Below are 14,714 nucleotides of genomic sequence, written 5' to 3' on the forward strand. Positions count from 1 at the left end.
CTATTTAGAAACGCTGAAAACTTAGGATATTTAAGTATTTTTACAGCGAAGTCGACGTAAGTTTTAGCAAAGGTAGCACAGTGCATCTAATCCAGCATGGGTGATGTGCACTTGCATGGCGTTTTTAATACCCTTGTAATATTTGCTTTACGTTTACGTCACAGTAGTGGTGCAAGAATAAAGTGTGAGGGAGTTAACAAATTTAAAGGCTTAGATCACTATGGTTCCATGAGCGCTAGCCACTAAGTGAAGACTATGACGAAAGGAACAGAGTACATCGCTCACAGAGCTGATGACACCGGGTTTATTAACTACCCGCAAGAAGAACATGAGATTTGGAGCCAGCTTTATGCCCGTCAAGCGATAAACCTGCCTGGCCGTGCCTGTAAGGAGTATTTGCAAGGGCTAGATGCCTTGGCTATGCCAAAGGATCGTATTCCGCAACTTACTGAAATTGATACTGTATTGCAAGCGACCACCGGCTGGAAAACGGCAGCCGTACCTGCGCTTATTTCCTTTGGCCGTTTCTTTGAACTACTGGCCAATAAAGAGTTTCCTGTGGCCACATTCATTCGCCGTAAGGAAGAGTTTGATTACCTGCAAGAGCCTGATATTTTTCATGAAATTTTTGGTCACTGCCCTTTGCTCACCAACCCTTCATTTGCCAATTTTTCACATATGTATGGCCAATTAGGTTTAAATGCCAGCAAAGAAGAAAGGGTATTTTTAGCGCGTTTATACTGGTTTACGGTTGAGTTTGGCTTGCTTCAGCCTAAAGATGGCCCCTTGCGTATCTATGGTGGCGGTATTTTAAGCTCACCTGGTGAAACTTTATATGCAATGGAAAGTGACGTGCCAGAACGTCAGCCCTTTGATTTATTGAATGTGCTACGAACTCCATATCGCATTGATATTATGCAGCCGATTTATTATGTGATTGAGCACATTGATATGCTTGATGAAATTGCCAAAATGGACATCATGAGTTATGTCACTAAGGCACGTCAGTTAGGTTTATTTGCTCCTAAATATCCTCCCAAAGCCAAGGCGAGCTAGTCTCGATTCGATGGATGGTTTGATGTGTTATTTGAGTCGCCATCTACCATCTAATTTAGTCATGTGATTTAAGTAATTAATAATTATTAATTAATAAGTAATGAGTAAAGTGCAACTGAATATCTCTATCAATGTTGCCAACAGGAGTATGTATGACTGCGTTATCGAATATGAAATGTGAAGCGTGCCAAGCCGATGCACCAAAAGTGACCGATGAAGAATTGGCAGAACTTATTCGTATGATCCCTGACTGGGGCGTGCAAGTGCGTGACGGCGTAATGCAGCTTGAGCGCGTCTACAAGTTTAAAAACTTTAAACTGGCGATGGCATTCACGAATAAGCTGGCGGATTTAGCGGAAGAAGAATTCCATCATCCCGGCATTTTCACTGAATGGGGTAAAGTGACTGTCACTTGGTGGTCACACTCCATTAAGGGGCTACATAAGAATGACTTCATCATGGCCGCCAAGACAGACCAGTTACTAGGTTAATTATTTAATCAATTTAATCAGCATCTTAACGTGTTTTATGATGCTGATTTTTTCTTCCTGTTACAATTCAACTGTAAACTAGGCTTGCCACTTTCAGTTTAACCTTCTAACGTATACGGGCTCTGCTATTTCCCCTCATCGCTGACGTTTTCGTCAAAGGTAACGATTTGCCTAGCAAGCGTTATTTTTGTTGTAAAGCCTAAGGCGAAAAATAGCTCTGCACGGTTTATCCCCAAAATTCAAATCAAAAAAGGGAATATCAGTCATTATGCGCTTGGAAGTCAGCTGTCAGGATCGTGTTGGTTTAGCCAAAGATATCTTAGTCGTGTTAGAGCGTTATGGCATTAATTTAATTGCCATTGATGCCAGTAACCAAGGATTCCTGTACTTACAATTTGCCGAAATTAGTTTTGAAACTTTGAGTGCCTTGATGCCGCAGATCCGCAAAGTGGAAAGCGTGCACGATGTGCGTACGGTGTCATTTATGCCTTCAGAGCAAGAACATTACGCCCTTAAAACCCTGCTCAAAACCTTACCCGACTCCGTTTTTTCTATCGATGCCAAGGCACGTATCCGTATCGTTAATGAGTCCGCCTTGCTCAATATCGGCATGGGTGAGCACGAAGTGCTCGAAGAGTCGCTTAATCATTGGGTGCAAGGTTTTAACTTCAGCCGTTGGTTGAGTGAAGCACAAGTATTGCCACAAGCGGCGCGAGTTCAAATCGGTCCAAACGAATATTTAGCGGAAATGCTGCCGATTTACCTACCCGATGAGGATGAAAAAACCATCTTGGTTGGTGCTGTGGTGTCGCTGAAATCCCCTGCGCGCGTTGGAAAACAGTTTAACGCGCTGCAGAACCAAACCACTGGCTTTGAAAATGTATTAGCCAGCAGTGACAAGATGAAGGAAGTGCTTAAGCAAGCGCGGCGTATGGCCCAGCTCGATGCACCTTTGTTGATCACGGGTGAAACGGGTACTGGCAAAGAATTAATGGCCAGAGCTAGCCATGATGCGGGGATGCGCCGTGAAAAACCTTTTATCGCCATCAACTGCGCCGCTCTACCCGACAGCGCTGCCGAAGAGGAATTATTCGGTTATGTCAGTCAGGGCAAAGTCGTCAAACGGGGCTTTTTTGAAGAAGCTAAGGGGGGCACAGTATTTCTCGATGAAGTGGCGGAAATGTCTAGGGCGGCTCAAGTTAAGCTGCTACGGCTATTGCAAGATGGCACTTTTAGACGCATAGGGGGCGATGAAGAAGTGCGTGCAGATGTGCGAATTATCTGCTCGACCCAGAAGAATTTAGCTGAATTATGCCAAACCGGCGAGTTTAGGGAAGATTTGTACTATCGCATCCATGTGCTGAGTTATCACATCCCGTCATTACGTGAGCGTAAAGTCGATATCATTCCACTGACGGAAATGTTCCTCGAACATTACAGTCAACAGTTGTCTAGCCCAGTGCGGCGGATTTCGGCCCAGTGCCGCGATCATTTGCTCACCTACGCTTGGCCAGGTAACGTACGCCAATTAAAGAACGCGGTATTTAGAGCCGTGTCTATGTGGGATGGCTCGGCCGAGTTGACGGTAGAACAGCTGAAATTGCCGTCATACGCCGAAGGTTTTGGTTACTTTGATAATGAGTTTGAGGGCAATCTCGACGATGCAATGAAGCAGTTTGAAGCGAGTCTGTTGCGTCGATTATATCCGGCCTATCCGAGCACTCGCCAGTTGGCGAAAAAGCTAGGTGTATCACACACAGCTATTGCTAATAAACTGCGTGAATACAAGATAGCCAAGCGCCGTTAGTCAGAGTCTCGTTGGGTTGACACAGTCAATGTAACAGTATCGTTCCACTTAGTTGCCGACTTTTCAGGCATATTGCTTACCGAGATATTGATAAGCGGTAACTAGGTTATAAACGTAATGATTAGTTTACAAAATGTGAAATAATTAACCTAAATGTGATTTTGGTCACGCTATAGGAATCTTGAGCTGCATCGGGTATTTCTACGCGCAACAAATACGTTAAAGCAAGTAACAGAGCACGCCTCGTTGGCGCGGACTGCGTAACGTGTATGCCCTTAATGAGTCAAAAAGTCCGATTTAAATCGCCGAATATAAGCTGGGTGACGACGCGCGTTTTCCAGCACAATAAAATTGTACACCTAGCCGAAGAGCACTGGAGCCAATATGAAACTTGCAAGTTATAACAATGGTCGTCGTGATGGTCAGTTGATGTTAGTCAGCCGCGATCTCACTAAAACGGTTGCCGTTCCTGCCATTGCCCACACTATGCAGCAATTACTCGATGGTTGGGATTTACTGAGACCGCAATTGCAAGAATTGTACGATGCGTTAAATGAAGGCATGTTAGATAACGCGCAAGCGTTCGACGAAGCTAAGTGCTTGTCGCCATTACCGCGTGCTTACCAATGGGCCGATGGTAGCGCTTATGTGAATCACGTTGAGTTAGTCCGTAAAGCCCGTGGCGCAGAAATGCCAGAAACCTTTTGGACAGATCCGTTGTTTTATCAAGGTGGCTCAGACAGCTTTATTGCCCCTAAAGCGGATATCCCATTGGCGAATGAAGACTGGGGTATCGATTTCGAATCTGAAATTGCGGTTATTACCGATGATGTGCCTATGGGCGTGAGCACTGACAATGCAGCTAAGCACATTAAATTGTTGATGCTAGTTAACGATGTGTCATTGCGTAACTTGATCCCTGGTGAGTTGGCGAAAGGCTTTGGTTTTTTCCAATCTAAACCATCGAGCAGTTTTTCGCCTGTGGCTGTGACACCGGATGAATTGGGTGTCCGTTGGGAAGATTCGAAAGTGCATTTACCGCTGATCACCTATTTGAATGGTGAATTATTTGGTCGTCCGAATGCAGGCGTTGATATGACCTTCAATTTCAGTCAGTTAGTTTCGCATGTTGCAAAAACCCGTCCATTGGGCGCAGGCGCGATTATTGGCTCTGGTACTATTTCTAACTATGACCGTAGCGCAGGTTCGAGCTGTTTAGCGGAAAAACGTATGTTAGAAGTGATTGCCGAAGGCAAAGCCACTACGCCATTTATGCGTTTTGGTGACACAGTGCGTATCGAAATGCTCGATGATAATGATGTAACCATTTTTGGTTCTATCGATCAAAAAGTGGTTGAATACAAAGCCTAAGGTTTTCCTTTAAAGGGCGACACCGACTCAAACTAACGGGGCTTAATTGCCCCGTTTTTATACTGACTTTTATAAGGACATGAAAATATGAAACTTTACGGTTATTGGCGTTCCAGTGCAGCCTATCGGGTTCGTATTGCCCTTAATCTCAAGGGGATTTCAGCCGAACAGTTTTCAGTGCATCTCGTGCGTGATGGCGGCGAGCAACATAAAGCGGCCTACATTGCACTTAATCCTTTAGAGTTAGTGCCAACCTTAGTGGTGGATGATGAGCTGGATGTGGATGCCTTGTCGCAATCTTTAGCGATTATCGAATATCTTGATGAGATACATCCACAGTCGCCATTATTGCCTGCATCGGCTCTTGAACGTGCCCACGTGCGCGCTATGGCACTTACGGTCGCCTGTGAGATCCATCCATTAAACAACTTGCGGGTATTGCAATATTTAACGCAAACCTTAGGTGCTGATGACACCGCCAAAAATACTTGGTATCACCATTGGGTCGCAAGTGGTTTTACGGCCTTAGAAACCTTGTTAACACGGCATAGCGGTCGTTATTGCTTTGGAAATGCAGTGACATTAGCTGATTTGTGTTTAGTACCGCAGGTGTATAACGCCCAGCGTTTTAATGTGGATTTAACGCCTTATCCCAATATCATGCGCGTGTGGGCTGAGTGTAATCAGCTTGAAGCCTTTGCCAATGCTGCGCCAGAGCGCCAAGCGGATGCGGTGTAACGAATTGCGTGGATACGGTTTTTACGAATAGAAAGAATGGATGATGAGGCTTGCTTTACAAGTCTAATCTCAGCGATGGAGTTTAAATGCTTTTCAGTAAAAAATGTCCGTATTGCAAAGGTAAACTCGGCGCTAAGGAAGTGCCGATTAAGGAAGGACGCTGCTGTCATTGTGATAAGCCGATACTGTACAAATTCAATATAATAAAATGGATGGTCCTGTTCGTGCCTATCTATATTGTTAGCGTTAATCTGCTAGACAAAGATGTACATGGTTTTTGGATTTGTGTTGCGGTGATGGCACCTATTTATAGTCTCGTTTCTCTGCTCTGTCATGAGGTCGTAAAGTGCTCAGAAACCGATGGCGAAGTGGAGTAAGCTTAATGTCTTTCCCGTGTTTTTATCTGATATTGAAGCGGGCGATACTGCTATGAGTGGTGCTAGGGGTAATGTCATGAGTGTTGCTACGAATAATGTTATGAATGATGCAATGAGGGAAGCAGCGCTAGAGCATCAATTACTCGAATGGATAGCTCAAGACTGTGAGCGGGTGAGGGCGCTTGAACTCGTGCTTCAATGCGCCAAAGTACACTCAATGCCGCAGTGGTGTCTGGCGGCGGGATTTGTCCGTAATTTAGTCTGGGATCGCTTGCACGAATTTGAGTTGAGTCCACTGAACGATATCGATCTGATCTATTTTTGCCCTTTAGATATTAGCCCTGAGCGGGATCTGGCGATTGAAACCTATCTTCATCAGCTTGCCCCTGAGTTACCTTGGTCGGTTAAGAATCAGGCGCGCATGCATAGTCGCAATCAAGACATGGCTTACACATCTTGTATTGATGCTATGGCTCATTGGCCAGAGTTAGAAACCGCGGTTGGGGTGGGTTTAAAATCTCATGTTGAGACAGATACTCAGGTAGATGCAGAGACTGATCATCATTCCACACATTACGGTATTGAGCTGGTGATTCCCTTTGGGCTGAACTCCCTGTTTGCCCTCAAATTGAGCGCCAATCCAAAGCGATCATTACCCGTGTTTCATCACAGAGTTGCGACTAAGGGGTGGCTAACTCGCTATCCTTTGCTTACGTGTTGCTACTCAAGCTAATCTTCTCACTTTCTTATTCGTTCAGTCTAAAACTGACTTAACCGCCTCACACTATCATTCCATGCAATCTAGTTATCTAACATGATAGGTATCATCCTCAAGCCGTTTTTATTTGTCCATTTTTTGTTTTTATCCTAATACCAATCGTATTAAATATCTGTTCATTCAGCGGGAGTTCAACGCGCTTTAGACAAGGCTAAGGCTTGAAGGCATAGTGGTGCTCTGTCGAAAGCCTTAAACGCAGTATAAAGCGCGTTGAAACCCACCCTTCGGGAGCCACACAGGCATCCCACTTCGGTGTTGCATTGACTTAAAAGGGAATAACCATTTTTGCGTCAATGCGCCTTGGATTGAGATGCCTGTGAGGCTCTGAACTGATTAGATATTTAATGTGATTGGTATCATTTAACTCGTCTCAATAATTTGAACTTAATGTTCAAATAACCTCTTAGTTAAGTGCTTTTTATTGTTACTAAAATGTTTATGGTGTTATTGGTCACTACCACTTGCGGTAGTCATTAGTGATGGCTAATACAACACTTAGCTCACAGAAAACAAAGGGGTATTATCAATAAATGTTTGAATTTCGTGATTCAGCTCCCATGTGTAGTACCTATAAGTGAGTATTGCTCACTCACTTTGATTTGGATCAATAAATTAGCCGCATATCTCTGGCAGTGTAGGCGTCAATTGTTAAGGATGTAATACAAAACAAAAACCTATGTTGTACATATGGAGTATGATGATGAATAAAAACACTGTTTCTACACTGGTCGCTGCCACCCTTTTAGCTGCTGGTTTTTCTGCCTCTGTATCGGCTCACCAAGCGGGTGACATTATCGTTCGTGCGGGTGCTGTAGTTGTTGCGCCAAATGAATCAAGTGATGATGTTGCGGGTAACGGCGAGTTCCAAATCAGCAATAACACTCAAGTGGGTTTAAACTTTGGCTACATGCTGACAGATAACTTTGGGGTTGAGTTATTAGCTGCCACACCTTTTAGCCACGATGTTTCTTTGGGTGGCACTAAGATTGCCGAAACTAAACATTTGCCACCCACTTTAGTAGCGCAGTACTACTTTGGTGATGCGCAGTCTAAATTACGTCCATACGTGGGTGTCGGTGTTAACTATACTAATTTCTTCGACAATGAGTTCACCAACGATTTAAATGGTGCGTTAACTGACTTGAGCATGAGCACTTCGTGGGGCTTAGCGGCACAAGCAGGTGTTGATTATCAAGTTAACAAAAACTGGTTAGTGAACGCTTCAGTGTGGTACGCGCAAATTAGCAGTGACGTGAAGTTTAAATTAGCGGGCGACACTGTAGTTATCGACACTGATATCAACCCATGGGTTTATATGGTCAGCGTGGGTTACACTTTCTAATCCACTGATTAGATAAGCGTAAAAAGGAGCCTTAGGCTCCTTTTTCGTTTCTGCACTTTTTATCGTAATATTTTCTACTTTGGCTAAGCCGATTTAGCGCTTTGGCTTTTTAGCTTTCCAGTGGCGAGTGTTATAGATAAATTCGGGTAATAATACGGTGAGCCAAGCGACGAGGCGCCAGCGTTTGGTCACATAGACGCGGCGTTTGCCTTGTTTCATTGCCTTGATGATTTGTGCTGCGACTTGTGGCAATGGTGCAAGCCACATCGCACTTTGCTGCATAGCGGCTTTATCGAGCAAACCAAGTTGGATATCGGTAATCGTAATCGGTAGCTTAAGGCGCTGAGCATGCATACTTAAGCCCTCAAGGTAATTCTGCCCAAAGGCTTTTGAGGCGTGATAGGCCACACTCGGCCCGCCGCGTAGGCCCGCAATCGAGTTGATTGCCGCCAGTTGTCCATAACCTTGCTCGCGAAATAGTCTAAATGCCGTATTGCAGATGGCAGCAAAACCTCGCACATTGACATCGATAATGTCTTGCTCCGGTAGCCAAGGCAACTCGGGGTCATAGCTATTGAGGCCAGTATTGACTAAGACTAAGTGCGCGCCGCCAAGAGTTTGCCAGACTGATTCAAGTTGATTGATGATGGCTTGAGGTTGTTCAATTTGAAGTGCAAAAACTTGTACTTTTGTTGGCAAGGATAAGGCAAAATCGCGCAGTGATTCTGGATCTTGGGCGAATAAGACTAATTCAACATGTTGATCTGCCAATTGCTTTGCAAGTTCACGACTTAATTGTGAGCTAGCTCCCACAATGATTGCAGTTGCTTGGGTCATAGATTTTTCGGCAACGAAATGGTGGCTTATGATAGAAAGTTATGTTCACCAAGACAAGATTTATAGCTTGGTCGTGTGGACATCTAGAAGTCTTTATGTATGATTAGGAGAAACAAAATGAACAAATGGTTGCGTTTAAGCGCGTTGAGATTAACAGCCTTAGCATTAATGGCCGTAATGGGGGTGTTATCGGGTTGTGCGACACCGAATGCTATCGTTGAGATAAAAGGCGAGACCTTATATCGCGAACGGATAGCCTTACCTGCCGATGCTAAGGTCATAGTGCAACTGCTTGATGTCTCAAAAATGGATGTGCCAGCCATAGTGATGGCGGAGCGCGTGCAACAAGGTGCTGCGACACCGGCGCCATTCAGTTTTGCGATTGGTAGCGATCAGTTCCAACCCGGTCACACTTATGCCATAGGTGCCCGGATTATGTTGGGTGATAAGTTATTGTTTATTAATACTCAAGCCTATCATATTGATCTCAATTCCACTGAGCCAATGACGATACTGCTAGAGAAAGTCGGTGGCTAGTTAGCTCGCTCAGAAGTGAGCTGACATACGCGCCGAATCCGTTAGTATTTACGAACAGAAGAGGCGCGGTATGCCGGTTAGAATTCCAGATCATCTGCCCGCAGCAGGGGTGTTAGAGTCAGAAAATATTTTCGTTATGTCCGAGACGCGGGCGGCGAATCAAGATATCAGGCCGATGAAGGTGCTGATTTTGAACTTGATGCCGAACAAAATCGAGACTGAAACCCAGTTATTGCGCTTACTGGGCAACACGCCTTTACAAGTCGATGTGGATTTACTGCGCATTCACGACAAAGAGTCCAAGCATACTTCCATCGACCACATGAATACTTTTTACCGTGACTTTGAAGCTGTGCGCCATAAAAATTATGACGGTCTTATCATCACAGGCGCGCCGCTTGGGCAAATCGATTTCGAAGATGTGGTTTATTGGGATCATATCCGTGAAATCATCGACTGGTCCCAAGAGCATGTCACCTCAGTGTTGTTTTTATGCTGGGCAGCTCATGCGGGCTTGTATCATCTCTATGGTTTAAATCGAAAAATATTGCAACAGAAGCGTTCTGGCGTATTTGTACATAGGCGCACTTGTCAGCATTTCCCACTGTTACGTGGTTTTGATGATGAGTTCTTTGCACCCCATTCGCGTTTTGCCGAGATGGATGTGGAAGAAATTAGACAACACCCGCAGTTGCAAGTGTTAGCGCAGTCCGATGAGGCCGGGGCCTATTTAGTATTAAGTCGCAATAACCGTAACTTGTTTGTAATGGGGCACCCTGAATATCAAAAATCGACCTTAAACGATGAATACCATAGGGATTTAGCCCAAGGCTTAACGCCAAATGTGCCACAAAACTATTATCGAAATAATAATCCAGAAGCCGAAGCCATTGCCCGCTGGCACAGCCACGGTAGTTTGTTGGTCAGTAATTGGCTCAATTATTACGTTTACCAGTTAACGCCTTATGACTTAAGTGATATGACGGCGATGACGCCGTGGGAATCGCGCTAGCCTTTTATGGTGATGTGGTCACATGGATGTGACCTAAGCTGATACCCAAAAGCTCTTAATTTATCTCTCCCTTCGATTCTGTTGTCCACGCTTGACTGCGCTTAATCCCTGCCTCGCTGTAAATCCTTACTGACAATTTTTACCCGATAAAATCGACACATTAGACCAAGGAATACTTGCTTTACGTTCGCGTAAACGTCAGAGTGGTTTTATTGTCGATTTTATTAAACGTCCCAAGGTTAGCACTAGGCCTTGTGGTCAATTTGGGTTGGAGCCTGCATGAGTACTGAACCGTTAAATCAAGATATTGTTATTGTTGCCGCTAAACGCACCCCTATGGGTGGTTTTCAAGGCAGTTTGTCATCTGTTGCATCACCGACTTTAGCCGCGACAGCCATTAAGGGCTTGTTGGCGGAGACTCAATTAGCGGGTGAGCATGTTGATGAAGTCTTGATGGGCTGCGTATTACCCGCTGGTTTAGGTCAAGCGCCTGCACGTCAAGCCACTTTAGGTGCGGGATTACCCTTATCCGTTGGTGCGACCACAGTGAACAAAGTCTGTGGCTCAGGCATGAAGACGGTAATGTTAGCCCACGATTTGATTAAAGCGGGCAGTGCAAAAGTCGTGATCGCTGGCGGTATGGAAAGTATGAGCCAAGCGCCGTATCTTTTGGATAAAGCTCGCGGCGGCATGCGCATGGGCCACGGCAAAGTGCTCGATCATATGTTTTTAGATGGTCTTGAGGATGCTTATACTGGCGGCGCCATGGGAACGTTTGCCCAGAAAACCGCCGATGAATTTGGTATCACCCGCGAGCAGATGGACGCCTTTGCGCTAAGTTCGCTCGAAAAAGCCAATGCCGCGATTAACTCGGGCGCCTTTAAGGCCGAAATCACGCCTGTCACAGTCAGTGATCGTCGCGGTGATGTGACTATCGACACCGACGAGCAACCCGGTAATGCCCGCCCTGAAAAAATTCCTACGCTGCGACCAGCCTTTACCAAAGATGGCACTATCACAGCGGCTAACTCTAGCTCTATTTCCGATGGCGCAGCGGCATTGATGCTGACCTCTCGCGGCGAAGCTGAGCGTTTAGGCTTAACAGTATTAGCCACCATTAAAGGCCACACGACCCACGCCCAAGAGCCTTCACTCTTTACCACTGCACCTGTCGGCGCTATGGCGAAATTACTTGCCAATGTGGGTTGGTCAACGGATGAAGTCGATTTATTCGAAATCAACGAAGCCTTCGCCATGGTGACTATGCTTGCCGTGTCTGAACTGGGTTTAGATGTGGCTAAAGTTAACGTCAATGGCGGCGCCTGCGCTTTAGGTCATCCTATTGGTTGCTCGGGTTCTCGTTTGCTGGTGACCTTAATCCATGCATTAAAAGCCCGCGGCCTTAAACGCGGTGTTGCCTCGCTGTGTATCGGCGGTGGTGAAGCAACAGCGATGGCGATTGAGGTCTAATCGCAAAGGTTTTTGTCAAATCAGGTTTTAGTTAAATCAACAAGACGGGGCTGGCAAGGGCAATCACTTCCCTTGAGGATAATCATAATATCGCACCGCCAGCCCATCACTCTACAAGGAAAGGATTGCAACATGACCACACAAGTAAAACATTACATTGACGGCGAGTTTATCCAAGGTACGGGCACATCACAGATTATTGTCACCAATCCCGCGAATAACTCGCCGATTGCTGTGATTAATGCTGCCACTAGCGAAGAAGTTCACGCCGCGATTGCCAGCGCCAAAGTGGCCTTTAAAACCTGGAAAGAAGTGCCAGTGTCTGAACGTGCACGCGTTATGTTGCGTTATCAACATCTGCTAAAAGAACATCACGACGAACTGGCGACCATTCTTGCCAAGGAAACCGGTAAAACCTTCGAAGATGCCAAGGGCGATGTATGGCGCGGTATCGAAGTCGCTGAACATGCTTGTAATGTGGCGTCATTATTGATGGGCGAAACCGTCGAGAACGTCGCGCGTTCAATCGATACTTACAGCTACACTCAACCACTCGGTGTGTGTGCCGGTATTACGCCATTTAACTTCCCTGCGATGATCCCGTTATGGATGTTCCCACTGTCGATTGCCTGCGGTAACACTTTCATTTTAAAGCCTTCAGAACAAGATCCTATGACGCCGCAGCGTCTGGTTGAGCTGTTTGTTGAGGCGGGCGCACCTAAGGGCGTATTGCAATTAGTGCATGGCGATAAAACCGCCGTAGATATCCTGCTGGCAGACCCTGCGATTAAAGCCATTTCTTTCGTCGGTTCTGTGGCTGTGGGTCAATATATTTATAAAACGGGTACCGATAACTTAAAACGCGTGCAAGCCTTTGCGGGCGCGAAAAACCACTGCGTGATTATGCCTGATGCAAACAAACAGCAAGTGATCAACAACTTAGTCGGCGCTTCTGTGGGCGCGGCGGGTCAGCGTTGTATGGCGATTTCGGTTGCCGTGTTTGTTGGTGCCGCTAAAGAGTGGATCCCAGAATTAAAAGAAGCCTTAGCCAAAGTTCGCCCAGGTTTATGGGACGACAAAGAAGCGGGTTATGGTCCGGTTATCAGCCCAGCCGCTAAGGCGCGGGTGCTTAAACTTATCGCCCAAGGTAAAGCCGAAGGCGCCGAGTGTTTACTCGATGGTAGCGATTTTACCGTGGAAGGTTATGAATCCGGTAATTGGATTGGCCCAACCATGTTCGATAAAGTCACCACTGAGATGAGCATCTACAAGGAAGAAATCTTTGGCCCTGTACTGTGTTGTATGGAATCAGACTCCTTAGAAGCCGCCATCGAATTAGTCAACGCTAGCCCTTATGGCAACGGCACATCTATCTTTACCGCTAGCGGCGCCGCGGCCCGTAAATATCAACATGAAATAGAAGTCGGCCAAGTCGGCATTAACGTGCCTATTCCTGTGCCATTGCCATTCTTCTCATTCACGGGTTGGAAGGGCAGTTTCTACGGCGACCAACATGCCTACGGTAAGCAAGCGGTGCGTTTCTATACCGAGACTAAAACCATCACTTCCCGCTGGTTTGAGTCCGATATCGCCGTAGCTTCTACGCCAAATATGAGCATTAACCTACGTTAAGCTCGGTGATTAATCGATAAACCACGGCGTCTTTACGGCGCCCAATTTATTCAATAAAGAAGTGACCACAGAGTCATAGGAGAGCCAGATGGATTTTAATTTCAACGATGACCAACGCCAGTTTGCCGATCTGGCGCGCCAATTTGCCGCAGATGAGTTAGCCCCTTTTGCGGCTAAGTGGGATGAAGAACATCATTTCCCCAAAGACGTGATCCAAAAAGCCGGCGAGCTGGGTTTTTGCTCACTCTATTCGCCAGAATCTGAAGGCGGCATGGGCCTATCGCGCCTCGATGCCTCGATTATTTTTGAAGAACTCGCCAAGGGCTGCACCGCGACCACGGCCATGCTGACCATTCACAATATGGCCACTTGGATGGTGACGACTTGGGGCACTGAAACCCTGCGTCAGACTTGGTCTGAGCCGTTAACCACAGGGCAGATGTTAGCGTCATATTGCTTAACTGAGCCGGGCGCGGGTTCGGACGCTGCATCTTTGCAAACCAAAGCGGTGCGCGACGGCGATGAATATGTGATTTCAGGTTCGAAAATGTTTATCTCAGGTGCGGGCGCCACTGAGCTTTTAGTCGTGATGTGCCGTACAGGTCAAGCTGGGCCTAAGGGAATTTCGGCCATTGCCATTCCGGCGGATGCCGCTGGTGTTATCTACGGTAAAGCCGAAGATAAAATGGGCTGGAATGCACAGCCGACCCGTCAAATCACCTTTGAAAACGTGCGCGTGCCAGTAGCGAATTTGCTCGGTGAAGAAGGCCAAGGTTTTGCGTTCGCGATGAAAGGCTTAGATGGCGGTCGCATCAATATCGCTACCTGTTCTGTGGGTACGGCGCAGTCGGCTTTAGAGCGCGCAACTCAATATATGAATGAGCGTCAGCAATTTGGTAAACCTTTAGCGGCTTTCCAAGCGCTGCAATTTAAGCTTGCCGATATGGCGACAGAATTAGTCGCAGCCCGCCAAATGGTGCGCCTTGCGGCCTTTAAACTCGACAGCGGCGATCCTGAAGCCACGGCTTATTGCGCCATGGCGAAACGTTTTGCCACTGATGTGGGGTTTCAAGTCTGCGATGCGGCGCTGCAAATTCATGGTGGATATGGTTATATAAGGGAGTACCCGCTGGAACGTCATTTCCGTGATGTGCGTGTGCATCAGATTTTAGAAGGCACTAACGAAATTATGCGCTTAATTATCGCCCGTCGTTTACTCGATGAAAATGCAGGACAAATCCTGTAAGTCAACGCGCAATATGCGTG

At 46.3% G+C, this 14,714-nt stretch carries 14 protein-coding genes and 1 pseudogene; 13 read left to right on the forward strand and 2 right to left on the reverse strand.

Features of this window, described 5'->3' with window-relative positions:
* The first annotated feature begins 255 nt into the window (after window positions 1-255).
* The 7 genes from phhA to L5M40_RS06195 all read left to right on the forward strand — a co-directional run bounded on the left by phhA (window position 256) and on the right by L5M40_RS06195 (window position 6,573).
* Entirely contained in the window at window positions 256-1,056 is an 801-nt protein-coding gene (phhA, locus tag L5M40_RS06165; protein ID WP_263175337.1) for a phenylalanine 4-monooxygenase, read from the forward strand.
* Between the two features lie 152 nt (window positions 1,057-1,208).
* Complete coding sequence (locus tag L5M40_RS06170; protein WP_106650051.1) at window positions 1,209-1,547, forward strand: 4a-hydroxytetrahydrobiopterin dehydratase; 339 nt, start codon at window positions 1,209-1,211, stop codon at window positions 1,545-1,547.
* A gap of 268 nt (window positions 1,548-1,815) precedes the next feature.
* The gene (gene tyrR / locus L5M40_RS06175; protein WP_113938940.1) at window positions 1,816-3,354 is read left to right on the forward strand and encodes a transcriptional regulator TyrR; all 1,539 of its coding nucleotides are present in this window, start codon (window positions 1,816-1,818) and stop codon (window positions 3,352-3,354) included.
* 384 nt (window positions 3,355-3,738) lie between these two features.
* Window positions 3,739-4,725 (forward strand): fumarylacetoacetate hydrolase family protein, encoded by a 987-nt coding sequence (locus L5M40_RS06180; RefSeq protein WP_263160641.1) that lies wholly within the window; start codon window positions 3,739-3,741, stop codon window positions 4,723-4,725.
* An 87-nt stretch (window positions 4,726-4,812) separates the two neighbouring features.
* Window positions 4,813-5,463, forward strand: a complete 651-nt coding sequence (gene maiA, locus L5M40_RS06185) for a maleylacetoacetate isomerase (protein ID WP_212600044.1) — start codon at window positions 4,813-4,815, stop codon at window positions 5,461-5,463.
* Between the two features lie 86 nt (window positions 5,464-5,549).
* A complete protein-coding gene (locus tag L5M40_RS06190) occupies window positions 5,550-5,840 on the forward strand; it encodes a hypothetical protein (RefSeq protein WP_263144908.1) in 291 nt (96 codons plus the stop codon).
* A gap of 76 nt (window positions 5,841-5,916) precedes the next feature.
* Window positions 5,917-6,573 carry a nucleotidyltransferase family protein gene (locus L5M40_RS06195; protein WP_411569082.1) on the forward strand — a complete coding sequence of 219 codons (657 nt, stop codon included), beginning with the start codon at window positions 5,917-5,919 and terminating at the stop codon, window positions 6,571-6,573.
* 97 nt (window positions 6,574-6,670) lie between these two features.
* On the opposite strand, the pseudogene L5M40_RS06200 reads toward L5M40_RS06195, so the two are convergent.
* Window positions 6,671-6,853 (reverse strand): annotated as a pseudogene (locus tag L5M40_RS06200) (hypothetical protein).
* Window positions 6,854-7,315: 462 nt separating this feature from the next.
* Here L5M40_RS06200 and ompW point away from each other — a divergent pair.
* A complete protein-coding gene (gene ompW, locus L5M40_RS06205; protein ID WP_263160639.1) occupies window positions 7,316-7,960 on the forward strand; it encodes an outer membrane protein OmpW in 645 nt (214 codons plus the stop codon).
* 93 nt (window positions 7,961-8,053) lie between these two features.
* Here the strand turns inward: ompW and L5M40_RS06210 are convergent, their stop codons facing one another.
* A complete protein-coding gene (locus tag L5M40_RS06210) occupies window positions 8,054-8,797 on the reverse strand; it encodes an SDR family NAD(P)-dependent oxidoreductase (protein ID WP_263160637.1) in 744 nt (247 codons plus the stop codon).
* A 117-nt stretch (window positions 8,798-8,914) separates the two neighbouring features.
* Here L5M40_RS06210 and L5M40_RS06215 point away from each other — a divergent pair, with 117 nt between their 5' ends.
* The 5 genes from L5M40_RS06215 (at window position 8,915) to L5M40_RS06235 (ending at window position 14,694) form a co-directional block, all read left to right on the forward strand.
* Complete coding sequence (locus tag L5M40_RS06215) at window positions 8,915-9,334, forward strand: YbaY family lipoprotein (protein WP_173245790.1); 420 nt, start codon at window positions 8,915-8,917, stop codon at window positions 9,332-9,334.
* Window positions 9,335-9,404: 70 nt separating this feature from the next.
* A complete protein-coding gene (metA, locus tag L5M40_RS06220; RefSeq protein WP_028760567.1) occupies window positions 9,405-10,346 on the forward strand; it encodes a homoserine O-acetyltransferase MetA in 942 nt (313 codons plus the stop codon).
* Window positions 10,347-10,625: 279 nt separating this feature from the next.
* On the forward strand, window positions 10,626-11,816 hold the full coding sequence (locus tag L5M40_RS06225; protein ID WP_131523781.1) for a thiolase family protein: 1,191 nt from the start codon (window positions 10,626-10,628) through the stop codon (window positions 11,814-11,816).
* Between the two features lie 132 nt (window positions 11,817-11,948).
* On the forward strand, window positions 11,949-13,448 hold the full coding sequence (locus L5M40_RS06230; RefSeq protein ID WP_173245778.1) for a CoA-acylating methylmalonate-semialdehyde dehydrogenase: 1,500 nt from the start codon (window positions 11,949-11,951) through the stop codon (window positions 13,446-13,448).
* Between the two features lie 88 nt (window positions 13,449-13,536).
* On the forward strand, window positions 13,537-14,694 hold the full coding sequence (locus tag L5M40_RS06235) for an acyl-CoA dehydrogenase family protein (RefSeq protein WP_263160633.1): 1,158 nt from the start codon (window positions 13,537-13,539) through the stop codon (window positions 14,692-14,694).
* Window positions 14,695-14,714 lie beyond the last annotated feature (20 nt).

This window comes from Shewanella sp. SM68 (genome assembly GCF_025653925.1).
Taxonomy (GTDB): Bacteria; Pseudomonadota; Gammaproteobacteria; order Enterobacterales; family Shewanellaceae; genus Shewanella; species Shewanella oncorhynchi.